Annotated in this window: 18 protein-coding genes; 3 read left to right on the top strand and 15 right to left on the bottom strand. The window is 65.1% G+C overall.

Features of this window, described 5'->3' with window-relative positions; translation table 11 throughout:
* The 7 genes from QQK43_RS17160 to QQK43_RS17130 form a co-directional block, all read right to left on the bottom strand.
* On the bottom strand, positions 1–182 hold a 182-nt coding region (locus QQK43_RS17160; RefSeq protein WP_284308719.1), incomplete at its 3' end, for a glyceraldehyde 3-phosphate dehydrogenase NAD-binding domain-containing protein.
* Positions 183–239: 57 nt separating this feature from the next.
* Entirely contained in the window at positions 240–914 is a 675-nt protein-coding gene (locus tag QQK43_RS17155; RefSeq protein WP_234263658.1) for a phosphoglycolate phosphatase, read from the bottom strand.
* Positions 915–949: 35 nt separating this feature from the next.
* Positions 950–3025, bottom strand: a complete 2076-nt coding sequence (gene tkt / locus QQK43_RS17150; protein ID WP_284308718.1) for a transketolase — start codon at positions 3023–3025, stop codon at positions 950–952.
* Positions 3022–3897: a phosphoribulokinase gene (locus QQK43_RS17145; protein ID WP_234263660.1), complete on the bottom strand. Its 876-nt coding sequence runs from the start codon at positions 3895–3897 to the stop codon at positions 3022–3024. The genes tkt and QQK43_RS17145 overlap by 4 nt, the downstream gene beginning before the upstream one ends.
* 157 nt (positions 3898–4054) lie before the next feature.
* Complete coding sequence (locus tag QQK43_RS17140; RefSeq protein WP_234263661.1) at positions 4055–5149, bottom strand: class 1 fructose-bisphosphatase; 1095 nt, start codon at positions 5147–5149, stop codon at positions 4055–4057.
* 43 nt (positions 5150–5192) lie between these two features.
* Positions 5193–5900 (bottom strand): ribulose-phosphate 3-epimerase, encoded by a 708-nt coding sequence (rpe, locus tag QQK43_RS17135; protein ID WP_284308717.1) that lies wholly within the window; start codon positions 5898–5900, stop codon positions 5193–5195.
* A gap of 23 nt (positions 5901–5923) precedes the next feature.
* A complete protein-coding gene (locus tag QQK43_RS17130; RefSeq protein ID WP_284308716.1) occupies positions 5924–6631 on the bottom strand; it encodes an HAD-IA family hydrolase in 708 nt (235 codons plus the stop codon).
* Between the two features lie 120 nt (positions 6632–6751).
* Between QQK43_RS17130 and QQK43_RS17125 the strand changes: the two genes are divergently transcribed.
* A complete protein-coding gene (locus QQK43_RS17125) occupies positions 6752–7693 on the top strand; it encodes a LysR family transcriptional regulator (protein WP_234263664.1) in 942 nt (313 codons plus the stop codon).
* 72 nt (positions 7694–7765) lie between these two features.
* On the opposite strand, the gene QQK43_RS17120 is transcribed toward QQK43_RS17125, so the two are convergent.
* Positions 7766–8299 (bottom strand): outer membrane beta-barrel protein, encoded by a 534-nt coding sequence (locus tag QQK43_RS17120; RefSeq protein ID WP_284308715.1) that lies wholly within the window; start codon positions 8297–8299, stop codon positions 7766–7768.
* A gap of 138 nt (positions 8300–8437) precedes the next feature.
* Here QQK43_RS17120 and QQK43_RS17115 point away from each other — a divergent pair, with 138 nt between their 5' ends.
* Together QQK43_RS17115 and QQK43_RS17110 are read left to right on the top strand one after the other, a co-directional pair.
* Positions 8438–8698 carry a SlyX family protein gene (locus tag QQK43_RS17115; protein WP_284308714.1) on the top strand — a complete coding sequence of 87 codons (261 nt, stop codon included), beginning with the start codon at positions 8438–8440 and terminating at the stop codon, positions 8696–8698.
* A gap of 41 nt (positions 8699–8739) precedes the next feature.
* Positions 8740–8991, top strand: a complete 252-nt coding sequence (locus QQK43_RS17110) for a DUF3297 family protein (protein WP_234263671.1) — start codon at positions 8740–8742, stop codon at positions 8989–8991.
* Positions 8992–9012: 21 nt separating this feature from the next.
* On the opposite strand, the gene QQK43_RS17105 is transcribed toward QQK43_RS17110, so the two are convergent.
* The 7 genes from QQK43_RS17105 to QQK43_RS17075 all read right to left on the bottom strand — a co-directional run bounded on the left by QQK43_RS17105 (position 9013) and on the right by QQK43_RS17075 (position 18043).
* Positions 9013–10128 (bottom strand): patatin-like phospholipase family protein, encoded by a 1116-nt coding sequence (locus tag QQK43_RS17105; RefSeq protein ID WP_234263673.1) that lies wholly within the window; start codon positions 10126–10128, stop codon positions 9013–9015.
* Positions 10129–10159: 31 nt separating this feature from the next.
* Positions 10160–10987 carry an HDOD domain-containing protein gene (locus QQK43_RS17100; RefSeq protein ID WP_234263674.1) on the bottom strand — a complete coding sequence of 276 codons (828 nt, stop codon included), beginning with the start codon at positions 10985–10987 and terminating at the stop codon, positions 10160–10162.
* A 122-nt stretch (positions 10988–11109) separates the two neighbouring features.
* On the bottom strand, positions 11110–11937 hold the full coding sequence (locus tag QQK43_RS17095) for an HDOD domain-containing protein (RefSeq protein WP_234263675.1): 828 nt from the start codon (positions 11935–11937) through the stop codon (positions 11110–11112).
* 119 nt (positions 11938–12056) lie between these two features.
* The gene (locus QQK43_RS17090; RefSeq protein ID WP_284308713.1) at positions 12057–14429 is read right to left on the bottom strand and encodes a Tex family protein; all 2373 of its coding nucleotides are present in this window, start codon (positions 14427–14429) and stop codon (positions 12057–12059) included.
* Positions 14430–14633: 204 nt separating this feature from the next.
* Positions 14634–15641: a hypothetical protein gene (locus QQK43_RS17085; RefSeq protein ID WP_284308712.1), complete on the bottom strand. Its 1008-nt coding sequence runs from the start codon at positions 15639–15641 to the stop codon at positions 14634–14636.
* A 68-nt stretch (positions 15642–15709) separates the two neighbouring features.
* A complete protein-coding gene (locus QQK43_RS17080) occupies positions 15710–16081 on the bottom strand; it encodes a hypothetical protein (protein ID WP_284308711.1) in 372 nt (123 codons plus the stop codon).
* 519 nt (positions 16082–16600) lie between these two features.
* The gene (locus tag QQK43_RS17075) at positions 16601–18043 is read right to left on the bottom strand and encodes a P-loop ATPase, Sll1717 family (RefSeq protein WP_284308709.1); all 1443 of its coding nucleotides are present in this window, start codon (positions 18041–18043) and stop codon (positions 16601–16603) included.
* Between the last annotated feature and the right edge of the window lie 301 nt (positions 18044–18344).

Genomic DNA, 18344 nt, shown 5'->3' with positions numbered 1-18344 from the left:
ACACTGACGCTGCCCTTGAAGCGGCCGTGCACGCTGTCGTACTGCAGCATGTAGGCCAGGTAGTCGGGCTCGAGCAGGTCGTTGATGGCAACGATCTGAATGTCCGGGAAGTTCTGGATCGCGCTGCGCAGCACGTTGCGGCCGATACGGCCGAATCCGTTGATACCGACTTTGATAGCCATGGCCTGAAGGGCTCCTTGAATGAAATGAACCAGAAAAGGGATGCGGTGCTGGCCGGCTCAGGCCAACAGCGCGGCGATGTCGGGAATGACGCGGTCCGGGTCGCAGCTTTCAATGGGCTGCCCCATGTTGTAGCCATAGGGCAGCGCCCAGACCGCCACGCCGGCATTGCGGGCCGTGGCCACGTCGATGGAGGAGTCGCCCACGAACAGCGTGCGCTCGCGCCCCACGCCGAAGCGGCGCAGGCAGTCGTCCACCGCCATCGGGTCGGGCTTCTTGACCGGCAGGGTGTCGCCGCTGATGACCTGGTCGAAGCTGTCGGCCAGGCCGTGCGCGGCCAGCACCGGGCGGGTGTAGCGCGCCTCCTTGTTGGTCACCACCGCCAGCCGCACACCGGCCGCACGCAACGCCTGCAGCGTCTCCCGCACCCGTGGGTACAGGCGGCTTCGGGTGCCACAGCGCTGTTCGTAGCAACGGGCAAACACCGCCTCGGCATCGGCAAACCCCGGGTCGTGGCGCACCGCATCGGGCGGCTGCTGTCCGGTGTGGGCCAGCGCCTGGATCAGCAGCTCGCGCGTGCCGTGGCCGATCCAGTCGTCCACCTGGCGCTGGGTGACGGGCGAACGCCCCAGGTGGGCCAGCGCATCGTTGACGGCATCGGCGATTTCCGGCGCGGTCTCCACCAGCGTGCCGTCGAGGTCGAAAAGAATCAGGTCGTAAAGGGGCGGGGTCATCGCGTCGTCCAGGGAGTCTCGGAGGGGAACGGCCGTCAGTGCAGGCCGGGCACGATCTGCTCGGGCAAGGGCTCCTCGCGCCGGTGCGCGGCGCGGTGCACGAGGGTGCGCACGGCATCGGCCACGCGCGCGCTGGTCACGCCGAAGTGCCGGTAAAGCACCTTGGCCGGCGCCGACTCGCCGAAGGTGGCAACGCCCACGACCATGCCCGTGCGCCCCACGTACTTGCGCCAGAAGTCGGGATGAGCGGCCTCAACCGCCACCGCCGGCAGCGACAGCGGCAGCACCTTGTCCTGGTAAGCGCGCGGCTGGCGGTCGAACACGTTGGTGCTCGGCATCGAAACCACGCGGCAGCGCACGCCGTCGGCCGCCAGCAGGGCCTGCGCCTGCAGCGCGATCTCGACCTCGGAACCCGTGGCAACGATCACCGCCTGGGGCGACTCCATATCGCTGAGCACGTAGCCCCCCTTGCGGATGTGGCCGGCCAGCACGCCTTCGGTCACACGCGGCAGGTTCTGCCGCGACAGGCACAGCGCGCTCGGCCCGTCGCGCCGTTCGAGCGCACAGACCCAGGCCACGGCGGTCTCCAGCGCATCGGCCGGCCGCCACACGTCCAGGTGCGGGATCAGGCGCAGGCTGGGCACGTGTTCCACGCTCTGGTGCGTGGGGCCGTCTTCGCCCAGGCCGATGGAGTCGTGCGTGAACACGTGGATCACGCGCTGCTTCATCAGCGCGGCCATGCGGATGGCGTTGCGGCTGTAGTCGCTGAAGGTCAGGAAGGTGCCGCCGTAGGGGATGTAGCCGCCGTGCAGCGCGATGCCGTTCATGATCGCGGCCATGCCGAATTCGCGCACGCCGTAGCTCAGGTGGTTGCCCCAGGCGTCGCGCCCGGCGCGGGTGCAAGCTTTGAAGTTGGTGAGGTTGGACGCCGTCAGGTCGGCGCTGCCACCGAAGAACTCCGGCACCAGCGGCGCCAATGCGTCCAGCGCGTTCTGGCTGGCCTTGCGCGTGGCCACCGCCTCGGGGCGCGCGGCCACGGCTTCCAGCAGCGCGGGCAGGCGCTCGGCAAAGTCCGCCGGCAGATCGCCGGCCATGCGGCGCTCAAACTCCGCCGCCTCGTCGGGAAACTCGGTGCGGTAGGCCTCGAAGCGCTGGCGCCAGTCGCGCTCCAGCGCCTGGCCGGCGGCGCGCGCGTCCCAGGCCTCGGCCACGTCGGCCGGGATCTCGAACGGCCCGGCCGTCCAGTCCAGCGCAGCGCGCGTGGCGGCCACTTCCACCGCGCCCAGCGGGGCGCCGTGCACGTCGTGCGTGCCGGCCTTGTGCGGCGCGCCCATGCCGATCACGGTCTGGCAGCAGATCAGCGTGGGGCGCCCGTCGGGGCGCTGCGCCTGTTGCCGCGCCTGCACCAGGGCCGCCTCGATCGCGACCGGATCGTGGCCATCGACCACCGGAATCACGTGCCAGCCGTAGGCCTGGAAGCGTTGCGGCGTGTCGTCGGTGAACCAGCCCTCGACGTGGCCGTCGATGGAGATGCCGTTGTCGTCATAGAAAGCGATCAGCCGGGACAGCCGCAGCGTGCCCGCCAGCGAGCAGGCTTCGTGGCTGATGCCTTCCATCAGACAGCCATCGCCCAGGAAAGCGTAGGTGAAGTGGTCGACCACGGTGTGGCCCGGCCGGTTGAACTCGGCCGCCAGCAGCTTCTCGGCCAGCGCCATGCCGACCGCGTTGCTGATGCCCTGGCCCAGCGGGCCGGTGGTGGTTTCCACGCCGGGCGTGACGCCCACCTCGGGGTGGCCCGCGGTCTTGCTGTGCAGCTGGCGGAAGTTCTGCAGCTCGCTCAGCGGCAGGTCGTAGCCCGTGAGGTGCAGCAGCGCGTAGATCAGCATGGAGCCGTGGCCGTTGCTGAGCACGAAGCGGTCGCGGTCGGCCCACTTCGGGTTGCTGGGGTTGTGGCGCAGGTGGCGGCGCCACAGCACCTCGGCGATGTCGGCCATGCCCATGGGCGCGCCCGGGTGACCGGACTGGGCCTTTTCGACCGCGTCGACGGCCAGCATGCGCACGGCATTGGCCAGGCGGCGGGCCTGTTCGGGAGATGTCGAAGGGGTGTTCATGACGCGTTCCTCCGGCGTTCCAGCATGCGCCAGATGAAGGGGGTGAAGATCAGTTGCATGGCCAGTTCCATCTTGCCGCCGGGCACCACGATGGTGTTGGCGCGGCTCATCCAGGCGCCGTCGATCATCGACAGCAGGTACGGAAAATCGATGCCCTTGGGCTTGGCGAAGCGGATCACGCACACGCTCTCGTCGGCCGTGGGAATGTCGCGCGCGATGAAAGGGTTGGAGGTGTCCACCACCGGCACGCGCTGGAAGTTCACGTGCGTCAGGCCGAACTGCGGCACGATGTAGTTCACGTAGTCGGGCATGCGCCGCAGGATGGTGTCGACCACCGCCTCCTGGCTGTAGCCGCGCTGGGTCTTGTCGCGGATCAGCTTCTGGATCCACTCCAGGTTGATCGAGGGCACCACGCCGATGAGCAGGTCCGGGTACTGCGCAATGTCGACCGTGTCGGTCTTCACCGCGCCGTGCAGGCCTTCGTAGAACAGCACGTCGGTGTCCGGGCGCAGCGGCTCCCACGGCGTGAAGGTGCCGGGCTCCAGGCCGTACGGCGCGGCCTCGGCCGCGTTGTGCAGGTATTTGCGGCAGCGGCCCGAACCGGTGGCCGCGTAGTCGCGGAACAGCGTCTCCAGCTCTTCGAACAGGTTGCCTTCGGCGCCAAAGTGGCTGAAGTGCCGGTTGCCCTGCCCTTCTTCCTCGGCCATGCGCTGCTTCATGGCCTGGCGGTCGAAGCGGTGGAAGCTGTCGCCTTCGATGACGGCGGCCTCGATGGCTTCGCGGCGGAAGATGTTCTGGAAGGTGCGCGTCACTGTCGAGGTGCCGGCACCGGACGAACCGGTGATCGCGATGATGGGGTGTCTTTCAGACATGAGGGGGCTCCGAAGTTAAAAATCTCCCCCGCGCCGCCTTCGGCGTCACCCCCTTCCGGGGGCAACTCCAGCCGTCCGGCAAAGCCGGCCCGGCGGTTTTCTGGTCAAGGCCCTTCGTGCGCCGCGGGTCTGTTTCGAGTCAGGGTTCTGCGTGGCCTCAATCCCTAAAGAGGCTGCGCTCGGCGAACAGCGGGTTGTCGTCCCTGGAGGCCGCCGGCTCGCGGTGGTAACGCTCGATGCGTTCCACTTCGTTGCGCGAGCCGAACACCAGACCGATGCGCTGGTGCAGCGACGTGGGCTCGACCGTCAGCATCGGTTCGCGGCCGGTGCTGGCGCGCCCGCCCGCCTGCTCCATGATGAAACCGATGGGGTTGGCCTCGTACAGCAGCCGCAGGCGGCCGGGCTTGCTCGGGTCCTTGGTGTCGCGCGGGTACATGAACACGCCGCCGCGCATCAGGATGCGGTGCGCCTCGGCCACCATGCTGGCGATCCAGCGCATGTTGAAGTCCTTGCCGCGCGGACCGGTGCGGCCGGCCAGGCACTCGTCCACGTAGCGCCGGATCGGGCGCTCCCAGAAGCGGGTGTTGGAAGCGTTGATGGCGAACTCCTGCGTGTCTTCGGGCACCTGCAGCTGGGGGTGGGTGAGCATGAACTGGCCCAGGTTCGGGTCCAGCGTGAAGCCGGCCACGCCGTTGCCCACCGTCAGCACCAGCATGGTGGTCGGGCCGTAGAGCGCGTAGCCCGCCGCCAGTTGCTGCGTGCCGGGTTGCAGGAAGTCGGCCTCGACCACGTCGCGCCCGCTGTCGATAACCGCCTGCGGCGCCCGCAGCACCGAGAAGATGCTGCCCACGGTCACGTTCACGTCGATGTTCGACGAACCGTCGAGCGGGTCGAACACCAGCAGGTACTTGCCGCGCTGGTGCGTCGAAGGAATCTGGTAAGGGTGGTCCATCTCCTCCGAGGCCATGCCCGCCAGGTGGCCGCCCCACTCCGTCATTTCGGTGAAGTAGGCATTGCTCACCACGTCCAGGCGCTTCTGCTCCTCGCCCTGCACGTTCACGCCCGTGGCCACGTCGGCCACCGGGTTCCCGAGCACGCTGCCGAGTTCGCCGAAGGCGACCGAACGCGCGATGGCCTTGCAGGCCAGGGCCACGTCGAGCACCAGGGCGTTGAAGTCGCCACTGGCCGACGGAAAGCGGCGGCGTTGTTCGATCAGGTACTGGGTCAGCGTGAAGCGACGGCGGGTGGTCATGGGAGCGGGTCTTTCGCGGAAGGGAACATTCGGTCGGTCGGGTTCAGCGGCGCGGCATGGCCGGCGACGGCCCGGCGGCCTGCCGGAGCTGGCGCATCACGGTGCGGTAGCCGCCGTCGTTGTCGGGGGCGCCGAACACGGCGCTGCCGGCCACCAGCGTGTCGGCGCCCGCGCGCACGATCTCGGCCACGTTGTCGAGCTTCACGCCGCCGTCCACCTCCAGCCAGATCTCGCGGCCGGTCGCGGCCATGTGGGCGTCGATGCGTTCGCGCGCCGCGCGCAGCTTGCCGAGCGTGGACGGGATGAAGGCCTGGCCGCCGTAGCCCGGGTTCACGCTCATGAGCAGCACCAGATCGAGCTTGTCCATCACGTGGTCGAGCCAGGCCAGCGGCGTGGCGGGGTTGAACACCAGCCCGGCCTTGCAGCCGTGGCCGCGGATCAGCTGCAGCGTGCGGTCGACGTGGCGGCTGGCCTCGGGGTGGAAGCTGATCAGGTTGGCGCCGGCCTTGGCGAACAGCGGCACCAGCGCATCCACCGGCTCGACCATCAGATGCACGTCGATGCCGATCTTCACGTGCGGGCGGATGGCTTCGCACACCAGCGGCCCGACGGTGAGGTTGGGCACGTGGTGGTTGTCCATGACGTCGAAATGCACGAGGTCGGCGCCGGCGGCTTCGATGGCGCGCACCTCCTCGCCCAGGCGGGCGAAGTCGGCAGACAGGATGGACGGGGCGATGCGGATGGCACTCATGGCAAACGAAGGCTAGGCAGGGTTCAGGCGCGGAGCCATTCGCGCAAGCGCGCGAGACTCACGTGGCCCAGGTCGGGAACGACGCGCAGCGCGTCGGCGAAATCGTGGTGGGCGGTGAAGGCCGTCGGCGTGATCACCGTGCGCAGCCCGGCGCCGGCCGCAGCGGCCAGGCCGTTGGCCGAATCCTCGAAGGCCACGCAGTTCTCTGGCGCCAGGCCCAGGTCGGTCAGCACCCGGCGGTAGACCTGCGGGTGCGGCTTCTTGACCGGCGCGTTGCTGGCGTCGCCCACGGCGCGGAAATGCAGGCGCCAGTCAGGCCCGATGGCGGTGCGCAGCAGGGCCGCAATGTTCACCGGCGAGGTGGTGGTGGCGATCGCCAGTTGCAGCCCCTGGCCGCGCGCCTCGTCCATCAGCGCCAGCACCCCGGGGCGCAGCGCCACCGCACCGCGCCCGACCGCGTCTTCGTACCAGGCGGTCTTGACCGCGTGCAGGCGGTCGATGGTGGCCTGCACCGCGCCGGCTTCCAGCTCGCGCAGGTCCGGCTGCACGCAGCGCCAGTAGTGCAGCAACCGCTCCTTGCCACCCGACACCTCCAGCAACCCGGTGTAGAGCGCCTCGTCCCAGTGCCAGCCCAGACCGGCCTGCGCGAACGCGTGGTTGAAGGCCTCCCGGTGCAGGCTTTCGGTGTCGGCCAGGGTGCCGTCCACATCGAAGATCAAGGCCTGGAGCATGGCGGTGTCGTCTCGTCGTTTTTTTCATGCCGTGGAAATTCACGGGTTTGACGGACTGTAGAAGCCTTGATTGATAAGGTAAATTCACATATTCTTCATTTTCAATTCAGGTATTACTTAATGAAGAACGCCACATTCCGGCAGTTGCGCGTGTTCACCGAGGTGGCGCGCCACCTGAGCTTTGCCCGCGCCGCCGAGGCCCTGCACCTGACCCCGCCCGCCGTGACCATGCAGGTCAAGGAGCTGGAAGGCCACGTCGGCCTGCCCCTGTTCGAGCGCAGCGGCCGGCAGGTCGCCCTGACCACCGCGGGCGAATACATGCTGGTCTATGCGCGCAAGATGCTCGCCACGCTGAAGGACGCCGAAGACGCCGCCGCGCGCCTGCAGCGGCTGGAGACCGGCACCCTGACCATCGGCATGGTGAGCACCGCCAAGTACTTCCTGCCGCGCCTGCTGGCCGGGTTCCAGCACGAACACGAGGGCGTGGAAATCCGGCTCGAGGTCGGCAACCGCGAGCGGCTGGTGAAGATGCTGCAGGGCAACGAGGTCGACATCGCCATCATGGGCCGCCCCCCGACCGAACTGGCCACCCGGGCCGAGCCCTTCGCCGCGCACCCGCATGTGTTCGTGGCCGCCACCGACCACCCGCTGCTGCGCGTGGGCCACCCCACCGTGGAATCGCTGCGGCCCTACGGCTTCATCCTGCGCGAGCGGGGCTCCGGCACCCGCGCCGCGATGGAGAAATTCCTGGAACGCTCGCGCATGGAACCGCGCGTGGTGATGGAAATGACCAGCAACGAAACCATCAAGCAGGCCGTGATGGCGGGCATGGGCATCAGCTTCCTGTCACTGCACACCATCGGCCTGGAACTGGAACACCGGCTGATCGCCACGCTGGACGTGGAAGGCGCCCCGGTGGTGCGCGCCTGGAACGTGGTGCACACGCTCTCCAAGCTGCTCTCCCCCGCCGCCGAAGCGTTCCGCTACTTCATGCTCGAACGCGCCGAGCGCTTCCTGGCCGACACCTACGGGCGCCTGCTGCACCTGCCGCAACCCCAGTGAAGCGCCGCGCGGTGGCCTGAAAACAAAAAGGGCTGCCGGAGGCAGCCCTGGAAGAAAACGCCGCGCAGGCGGTCAGAACTTCAGGCCCAGGCCGATGCTCACGCCCTCGACCGTGATGCGGTCCTTGTCGTAGAAGTTCATGTAGTCGGCGCCCAGCGTCAGGTTGTCGGTCAGGTTGAAGCGGATGCCGGCGCCATAGGCGAGCGAGGTGCCGCTGGCCTTTTCGCCGCCCACGCTGAGCTTGGTGCGTGCCGCGCCGAAGCGGCCGAAGATCTCGAAATTGCCCAGGCTGAGGTTGGGTTTCAGGAACACCCCGGAGATGTTGTCCACCTTGGTGCGGATCGGTGTGTTCAGGCCGCCCACGCGCACGGTGTCGTCGCGTTCGCTGACGCTGGTCATGCCTTCGATGGCCAGCGGCCCCAGGTCGAAACCGATGATGCCGCGCAGGTTGGCCGGTTTGGCGGAAATACCCACCCCGCCGACACGGGCCCCCACGTCCAGTCCCATGTAGCCGATTTCGCCATAGATGCTCTGGGCTTGGGCGGTGGACGCCAGGCCCAGGGTGGAAGCGGCCATCAGGCCCGTCAGAATGTTTTTGGTGCGCATGTGGCCTCCTTGTGAGGAAACGGTTGGACAGACAGTGTAAAGGTTCAGACGTTCACGCGGGGGCCTGCAGACGTGACCGGAAGCAACCGGGCCCGGTGCAGCGGCGCCACCCGCCGCAAGCCTGTTACGCTCGCGGCCATGGCATCCGACTCTTCCCACCGCGCCCAGGCCACGGGGTCCACCGCGTCTGCGGACGACACCGAGCGCCGCCTGGAGCAGCTCGAAGTCCGCAACGGCTTCGCCGAAGACCTGCTCGACACCCTCAACGCCCTGGTGGCGCGCCAGCAGGCCCAGATCGAGCGGCTGCAGGCCGAGGTCGCCGAGCTGCGGCGACGCCGCGAAGACGACACGGGCCCGGCCTGGCGCAGCCTGCGGGACGAACTTCCCCCCCACTACTGACGGGCTCCGCCCCGATAGGTTCCTTCATCTTTTCATCCGACATGAGCGACAACGCCGCCGCCACCCCCGAACTGCCCGATCACCTGTCCATCGACCCGCGCAGCCCGCACCACCGCCCCGAGTTTCTGGAGCGCGAAATCGGCGTGCGCTTCAACGGCCGCGACCGCTTCGACGTGGAGGAATACTGCGTCAGCGAAGGCTGGATCCGCGTGGCCGCCGGCAAGACGATGGACCGCAAGGGCCGGCCGCTGCTGATCAAGCTCAAGGGCACGGTCGAGGTCTTCTACCGCTGACCTCGGGGGCCGCGGCCCTCGTCACAGCGGCTCGATCCGCCCCGGGTCGGGCCGCTCCAGCCACGCTTCGAATTCGTCGGCCAGTTGCCGGGCCATGGCCACCACTGTGCCCCAGGCGGCCATGCGCGCGGCCAAGTCTGTCCCGTAGCGGGTGAAGTCGCTGCGGTCAGGCAGCTTGCCGCCCGGCAATGCCGCCACCCAGCGCGGGTCGGGCGCCAGCACCAGCGTGCCGTCGAGCGCCGGTGTCGGCCGGTGCCGGCGCTTCCACACCTTGTCCAGCCAGCCGGGCACCACGGCGCGCTGGAAGTGCGGGTACAGCACGATGGGCGACGACGCCGGCAGCCGGTACGGCAGGTGCAGGTGGTAGTCGGTGATGCCACCGTCCCAGTACGCGCCTCGCGGCGCACCGGCCACGTCGGGCACGGCCTTCAGCAAGAACGGGATCGAACAGCTCGCCTGCAGCGCCGCCATGAAGTTCGCCTCGGTCAGCGGCCGCTGGCGCGTGCGCAGACCGTCGGGCGCGAACGGCAGCGGCACCGGCGCGGGTATCGGCGACATGGGCATCGGCGTGGAAAACACCACCCGTTCCAGCCAGGCACCGAGCGCGCGGCGGTGCACCGCGTTCGCCAGGAACGCCCCCGCGTAACCCAGCGGCGTCAGCAGGCGGTGTTCGCGCCGCAGCAGGTGGCGCCCGCGCGAGGTCAGCACGTGCAGGCGGTAGCGCGGGTGGTGCAGCACCTGCGCCAGGTGGCCGCCGAAAAACTGCGCCAGATTGGCCCCGAAGGTCTCGCTCACCTGCGTGGCCGTGGGGCGGTCGCTGCCGGGCGGCAGCTCGTAGTCCTGGGCGATGTAGTCGCGCTCCAGCCGCTCGAAGCCGCTGATGCAGTCCGGCAGGCAGGCGGTGGCCATGCGCCAGGCACCGATGGAAGCGCCGATCAGGTGCACCGGCTGGTCGGCGCGCGGCAGCCAGCGGCCGAAGATCAGGCGGTCCAGCGGACCGAGGATCAGCCCCTTGGGCCCACCCGCAGCCCCGGGCACCGCACCCACGTGGGCGGGCAGCAGGCCATGCTGTTCGATGTGCCGGCGGGCAGCCGGGCCGGCGTAGAGACGAAGGGCGGGACGGTGATCGGACGGCATGGCCGCCGATTCTCGCGCAGCGGCGGCGGACTCAGGCGACCGCCTCGTCGCTGCTCCTGTTCCGCGTGAGCGCGGGAATCTCTTCGCCGATCACGGTGTCGGGGTCGATGCCCAGCACCAGCCCCACCGGATCGGGGTAGGTGTTGATCAGGCCCTCGCTGCCCAGCGACAGCTCTTCGGCACGCGCGCGCCAGGAAGCGATGTGGATCACCCCGGCAATGGGCTCGTACACATCGTTGTCGAAGGGCGCGACCTGATGCTCGATGGCATTGATCATCTTCTTGGGGAAGCGCCATTCGCGCGCCAGTGCCGAGCCGACGTCGGCATAGCTGTAGCCAAAAAGACCGCGCTGCGCCTTGGCCCGCTTCAGGTCGAGCATGGGCACGGCCCGGTCCAGCTCGATCATGGCTTCGGGCATGCCGACGTGCATCACCAGTTCACCGATGCCGTGCACCAGGCCGGCGGTGAAAGCGCTGTTTTCGTCGATGCGGATGGGCAGCGCCAGGTAGCGCGAGAGGTTGGCCGAATTGAGGCTGTAGCGCCAGAACTGGCTGAGGTTGACCCCGCCCACCGCGTGAAAGCTGTCGCCCATGGCGGCCGCGATGACCAGGGCGCGCACCTTGATCAGCCCCATGACGCTCATCGCGTCTTTGGCGGTGGTGACGCTGCGGTTCAGGCCGAAGAAGGCCGAATTGGCCATCTTGAGCAGCTTGGCCGTAAGCACCGGGTCGGATTCGATGTAGGAAGCCGCCTGCAGGATGTCCACCTCGTCCTGCTCGAAGGTTTCCATCAGCTTGCGGATGACCTTGGGGGCCGACGGCAGCGCATTGGGCTGCTTCAGAAGCTTCTCGAGTTGCATGAAGGACCTCGCGTCGTGGAGCCGGTGCAAACGACCGTCAACTCCTCATCGACCGCTTCCCAAGGAACTTGAGGGTATTCCCCACTTGCCGGTGGTACCCGTCGGTCCGGCAGCCTCGGACCTCAATCCGTGAAGATGCCGATGGTCTGGCTGAACGACCATTCCGTCGGGTCTTTGCCCAGCACGCTGTCCAGATCGAGCCCCAGCGTCAGCCCCACCATGTCGGGGAAGGTGGCGACCAGACCCTGCTTGTCCAGCTGCAGCTCTTCGGCCCGGGCGCGCCACGACGCCAGGTGCAGCACCCCACCCAGCGTGTCGTAGGCATCGCCTTCGAACGGCGCGACCTGGTTGGCCATGGCGCTGACGATTTCGGGCGGGAACTGCCAGCGCTCGACCATGCCGGCCCCGACGTCGGCATAGCTGTACCCGAACTGGGCCTTTTCGGCGTCGGCGCGGTTGAGCGACAGGGGCGAGCAGCCCATGTCCAGCACGCGCATGGCGTCGGGCATGGCGATGTGCATGACCAGGATCCCAATGCCGTGGATCAGCCCCGAGGTGAAGGCCAGGCCCTGGTTCTGTTTGAGCAGGCCAGCCAGCGATTTGGAAATGTCGGCCACGCGCAGGCTGTAGCGCCAGAACTGGCGCAGGTCGATCCCGGGCACGTTCTTGAAGCCGGCACCCAGCGCGGCCGCCATCACCAGCGAGCGCACATGGGTCATGCCGAGCATGGCCACCGCCTCATCGGCATCGCCGATCTTGCGGCTGACGCGGAAGAATGCCGAGTTCGACAGGCGCAGCACCCGGGTGGTGAGCGCCGGGTCGTGCCCGATCAGCTCGCCCACGCGCTTGGGGCTGGGTTCTTCCTTGTTCATCTCGCCCAGCAGCTCGGTCACCGCACGGGGCATGGCCGGCAGGGCGCGGGGGTAGTTGAGCAGGGCTTCGAGATCCATGGCGCTGTCGGTGTTCGGGGTCGCGGGGAAAAGGGCAGCGGGCTTTCGTCGATTTCAAGTGTCGCACATCGGCCGGCCAGCGCGCGACGGGATGGGGGACAACCTGCCCCCCACGGGACTCAGCGCTTCAAACCCTGCAACTTGGCAAAGGCCGATGCCATGGCGCCGGCCGCTTCCGGCTGGCGCTGGCCGCCGCCCTGCCCTCCGGCATACCCGCCGCGTGGGCCGCCACGCGCCGGCTCGAAACGGTTGTCGCGCGGCCCGTCCTTGCGGGCGGGCGCGGCGTCCAGCTTCATGGTCAGGCTGATGCGCTTGCGCGCCACGTCCACTTCCAGCACCTTGACCTTGACGATGTCGCCGGTCTTGACCACCTCGCGCGCGTCGTTGACGAACTTGTGGCTGAGCTGGCTGACGTGGATCAGCCCGTCCTGGTGCACGCCCAGGTCGACGAAGGCGCCGAACTGCGCCACGTTGGACACCGTGCCTTCGAGCACCATGCCCTCCTTCAGGTCGGCAATGTCTTCCACGCCTTCGTTGAAGCGCGCCACCTGGAATTCCGGGCGCGGGTCGCGGCCGGGCTTTTCCAGCTCGCCCAGGATGTCCTTGACGGTGATGACGCCGAACTTCTGATTGGCGAACAGCTCGGGTTTGAGCGTCTTGAGCATGTCGGCGCGGCCCATCAGGCCCGCCACCGGCTGGCCGGTCTTGGCGATGATCTGCTCCACCACCGGGTAGGTTTCCGGGTGCACGCCGGTCATGTCCAGCGGGTTGTCACCGTCTCGGATGCGCAGAAAGCCCGCCGCCAGCTCGAAGGTCTTGGCGCCCAGGCCGGCCACATCCAGCAGTTGCTGGCGGTTCTTGAACGCGCCGTGCGTCTCGCGCCAGCGCACCACCGCCTTGGCCACCGAAGCCGACAAGCCCGACACGCGCGTCAACAGCGGCGCGCTGGCGGTGTTCAGGTCCACACCCACGCCGTTCACGCAGTCTTCCACCACCGCGTCCAGCGTGCGCGCCAGCTCGCTCTGGTTCACGTCGTGCTGGTACTGGCCCACGCCGATGCTCTTGGGGTCGATCTTCACCAGCTCGGCCAGCGGGTCCTGCAGGCGGCGGGCAATCGAGGCCGCACCGCGCAGGCTCACGTCCACGTCGGGCATTTCCAGGCTGGCGAACTCGCTGGCGGAATAGACCGAGGCGCCCGCTTCGCTCACCACCACCTTCTGCACGCCCTCGATGCCGGCCTTGGCCAGCAGCTTGAGCAGATCGGCCGCCAGCTTGTCGGTCTCGCGGCTGGCCGTGCCGTTGCCGATGGCGATCAGTTGCACGCCGTGCTTCTTGCACAGCACGCCCAGGGTATGCAGCGAACCTTCCCAGTCCCGGCGCGGCTCGTGCGGGTAGACCGTGGCGGTTTCCAGCAGCTTGCCGGTGGCGTCGACCACGGCCACCTTCACGCCCGTGCGGATGCCCGGGTCCAGCCCCATCACCGCCTTCTGGCCGGCGGGCGCGGCCAGCAGCAGATCGCGCAGGTTGTCGGCAAACACCTTGATCGCCACCGCCTCGGCGCTCTCGCGCAGGCGGGCGAACAGGTCGCGCTCGGTGCTCAGGCTCAGCTTCACGCGCCAGGTCCAGGCCACGCACTTGCGGATCAGGTCGTCGGCGGGGCGGTTGCTGTGGCTCCAGCCCAGGTGCACGGCGATGCGGCCTTCGGCCAGCGACGGCTTGCCGGGCTCCGGCTCCACCGGCTGCACCAGCTTGGCGTCCAGAACCTCCAGCGCGCGGCCACGGAACACCGCCAGCGCCCGGTGCGACGGCACGCGCCCGATCGGCTCGTCGTATTCAAAATAGTCGCGGAACTTGGCGACCTCGGGGTCGTTGGCGTTCTTGCCTGACACCAGCGAGCTGCGCAGCAGCCCATCGCTCCACAGCCACTCGCGCAGGTTCTGCACCAGCGCGGCGTCTTCGGCCCAACGCTCCGACAGGATGTCGCGCACCCCGTCCAGCACCGCCTGCGGCGTGGAAAAGTCCGCGCCCGGCTTGCCGTCGTCCAGCACCTCGGGCGGCTTGGTGAAAGCGGCCGCTTCGGCCAGCGGGTCCAGCGTCGGGTCGGCAAACAGCTTGTCGGCCAGCGGCTCGATACCGAACTCCTTGGCGATCTGCCCCTTGGTGCGGCGCTTGAGCTTGAAGGGCTGGTAGATGTCTTCCAGCTCCTGCTTGGTCGGCGCGTTGGCGATCGCCACCCGCAGCGCGTCGGTCAGCTTGCCCTGCTCGTCAATGGCTTTGAGCACGGTCGCGCGGCGGTCTTCCAGCTCGCGCAGGTAACCCAGGCGGTACTCCAGCTCGCGCAGTTGGGTGTCGTCCAGCCCGCCGGTCACTTCCTTGCGGTAGCGGGCGATGAAGGGCACCGTCGCCCCCCCGTCCAGCAACTCCACCGCGGCCAGCACCTGCCGCTGTTCAACCCGGATCTCTTGCGCGATCTGCGCGATGATTTTCTGCATGTCCCTCGGGGCTCCAGCGGCCCGGTTTCAACGAAAGCGGGGGAGTTTGCCACAGGGGCGCAGGGACATCTCGGGACGCTGGTTACAGCGTGTTGCCGGTAAGAATGGCGCGGAGACAGGCTTGATTTTCCATCGGTAGAAGGATCAATCGCGTGGCCGTCGCATGGAACCTTGCAGACCCTGCTGGGTACCTGGGTGGGCCTATCAGCGGCTGCGGGCTGCCAAATCCAGCGAAGGGGCCGCTACCGCATGGGTTCCCACCTCCACGACGGCATGGTCCAGTTGTGCCATCTGAAGCGTGGTGTTGGCCGCGTCGGTGTTGGCGGCTGCGCGAGCATCGAGGTGCCCTTCCTGGATGGTGACGCCGTCGAATTGGACAAAGTGGATCTGCCCGTGCTCGACCTTCAGATGGGTAATGCCCGTCATGCCCTGCTTGCGGGCCTGTAGTGCCAGCGCATGCACGGTGTTGTCCATGCCCTGATCCCAAGGCAATTGGTGACGGTCAGAGAGGTTGCGAACGTGCTGCTGGCTGTCGTCGATCAGGCGCAGACTCTGTAGCGAGAGTCGGTGAGAAAGGGGCTCGTTCGCAGGGGCACCGGTGGGCTGAGGGTCAGCAGCGGGTTGTTGTTCAGGACGCAGCGACGGGGCATTCGGTTCTGCATGTGGCCGGGTTCGCGTAACGGTGCCTTCCCTGAAGCCTTCGACCCTTTTCATGCCGTCGAGCAAGGCCTCGAATTCCTGCGGACTGAGGTCTTTGATTTTCTTGTCGCGCAGGTCGACGCCCTGGCGATCGCCTTCGGCGTAGACCGACCTCGCGTAGGCGTCGGTGTTGGCCTTGCCGGTGTAGTCGTCGACGGCGTAGCTTTTCAGCATCTCGGGAATAGCCTTGTCGCCGTGTGTTTTGCGAAGCAACTGCCCCTTGGCAGCCCGGCCCGCAACTTCGCTCTCGAAGATGGCATTGCCCCATTGGTCCAGCGCCACGACACCCTGGTAACGACCCTGTGCCGCCGCCAGCGCTGCGTCTTTGGTGCGCGAGGCGTGGACGGTCTTGTCGGCACTGTTCGCGTATTCGAACTTGAGGTTGCCCGGGTTGTTGTTGCGCCACGAGACGGTCCCGCCTTCTCGTGTCTCGACCGACCCATCGTCCATCTGGTAGACGCGGGTGGTGCCTTCAGTCCGGATCAAACCGGTGATCTTGCTGGGGTCACTCATGTTGTTTGCTCCCTTAAATTGGCAGACTGGCGATGCGCCACGCCCCGTACGGTCTGTCGTGACAGGTGTCAGCGAACCGATACGTCTTTAAGGTGGTATTTGCCCGAACGACTCACGCGGCAGTAGGGCGTCGCCTTGAGCACAACGGTCTTGCCCACAAATCGCGCAACGTCAGAACTCTCCACGGCGAACACGGATACCGTCTGCTCGCCGCACTCGGCCTTGTCATTGAGGCTGAGAGGCTTGGCCAGTTCAAGACCGTAGGCCTTGAGCCCCGCGCCTTCGGCCGGCTGGCCGAACTCCATCGGTCCGACGATCTTTCCGGTGAATTCGCCGGGCTGGTCAACCGCTGGTCCGCGGGAGATCGCACAGGCGGTCAACGCCACCACGAATCCCAAAGCAGAAATGGCATGAGCAGAAAAACGGGCTGTCAACCGCATCGAAACCCCCTGAAGTAAAAAGTTCACAGTATATGAAGTGCATCTGCTACGCCACGCTGCGCGACCACGCACCGTTTGATGAAGCCACCCGGTTGAACAAAAAGCAAAGCCGTCTGAGCTGATCTCTTCACCCACCCCATCTCACCTTGCGACGGGCTTGATCGACCATCATGGCCAACCGGGTTCCTCCGACACCGCGTTACACAGCAACAGAGAGAAAGATTTCCACCACCGCGTGCAGCCAGCGTTGATGAGTCAGGGTTGGACCTGCGCGGGGCCTGACCATTGAACTCAAGGAGTCCAGGACCGGTGGCAACGCTGACCATCCTGGGCTAACTTAGATAGTCTATGATCACTCAAAGAAATAAATCTAGAGCTCGATGACCATCTAAAGCGGCCCGCCTGAACGCCAAATGGATCGCGGAAGATATGCAAGAAATACCTGAAAAAAAACAAACCAATCCCCAAAAGCCAATCAACCAACCGCTTTATTTGGCAGACAAACCCGTCACGCGTAACTTAACTAATGTTTAAAGCCTTCCACAAACCTTTGTGCAGAACAACAGTACGACCGCTATTGAAATTAGAGTTTGGATTGCGAAATTTGAACTCGAATTTATTCTGACGCGTATGCCGGTCCCGCCATGTCATGCCAATTGCGCTCGCGGCAAAAAGCGCATGCATCAATACATCTAGCTTTGCTTTCTGCAAACCCAAAGGAACAGCTACTTGCTCAAGCTTCTCCATGGTGAAAGCACGCTCATGGATCTCACCGACAGCATTCAAAAAAATCTCGAGCTCACGGGGAGAGACGTACCCAACAAGCTCATCCTTAATCTCAGGAAGAAAATACTTTTCAGAATACGATTTTGCACCATCTATGATTTCGGCACGAGAAACTACCGCACCTCTTGAGAACCTTTGAATATGAGTTAATAAGGCAATGAAGTCGCGAGGGGTATGGCGCGTCAGGTCGGTTAGATACTTCTTGACTGGAATACCATGCTCCATCGTTACTGGCAAAAAATCTCTAAACACATCTATTTCACGCTTAAGCGATAGACATCCACGAAGGTTGGCCAACTCAAGAAGCTTAGATTGCTCAACATCGCCTGAAGGGGGATACCAATCCAACTCCACACAAGAGTCCTGACGAATTTTGTTCTTGTTGGCGCCGGGAAGCACCTCATAAATATCGGTACGACACAAAACGACAATCCAAATTGGCAACCTCTTACTTTTAAAGAAAGCATTTAGACGAGAGGTTTCAAATATTAGTGCGGAAAGTGTCTCGTACTGCACAGCCTCCTTGGTTAGAATATCATCCAGACCATCGATGATTAAGAATTGATTGCCATTAAAGGAGTAACCAGCAATCAGCTCTTTGAGATTTGACAAAAGATTTAGAAATGCCAGATCAAGGGGCGTGTTTGCCGCAGTGGACTCATTGAAATACTCAAGGAGTTTTGGAATTTGAGCCTTAAACCCTGATTTTGAAGAACGAACCACAAGCTTTTGCAGATCAGCTGTTGGCAACAACCCCAGCACTTCCAGTTGCTCGATCGCCCCATTAGCATTGACATTGATCGGCTTATTCGCCTCAGAATTTCCTCTTAGCAAATCAATAATTTGAAGACAAAGCAGCCACGACCAAGACGCAGGATAACGCGAAGCCTTCTCAACCGTCGCAGGCATGAGATGAGAGAATGTTTTAAATGGAAAATCGGCAAGATGAGTGAGTGCCACAGACGAGCTAGGTGCAGTCGACGTGACTAGTTGCTTGATTTTTTCCCCAAGAATAGATTTCCCGGCCCCTTTCCTTGCGAGAACTAGCCAATTCCTCTGAGACGTAAGCGGCTCCAAGAATCCTGCATCAAAGTAGCCGTCTGCAACAAGATGCGGAAGCTCTGCAGCTTCTGCCTCACCGGATGTGCGCCCAAACTCGATGTCTCGAAAACTCATTTAATCGCCCTCACCAAATTAATTTTCATCTAGACGTACAATACGTAAAACCAAATACTCAACCAAAATGGCACAAACACAAGCCACATGCACCCACATTTTGGTAGATGCATATTTTCTGGATAGATATTTCATTCATATTTATCCAACTCATTGGTCGAGCTTGTGTATCAAACTGTCAAGCCAAGCATCTCGACCGACTTGAGTGGCCTGTTCCACAGGTGAGCCGATTGATACTAAGTCGCACCGACCCCGTAAGCACGCGTTTTAAGCTCCTTCTCGAAAAATGCGACCTGAACGT

Origin of the sequence: Hydrogenophaga electricum, assembly GCF_030160815.1 — a bacterium.
Lineage (GTDB): Bacteria > Pseudomonadota > Gammaproteobacteria > Burkholderiales > Burkholderiaceae_C > Hydrogenophaga > Hydrogenophaga electricum.
This window is presented reverse-complemented; position numbering and strand designations above follow the sequence as displayed.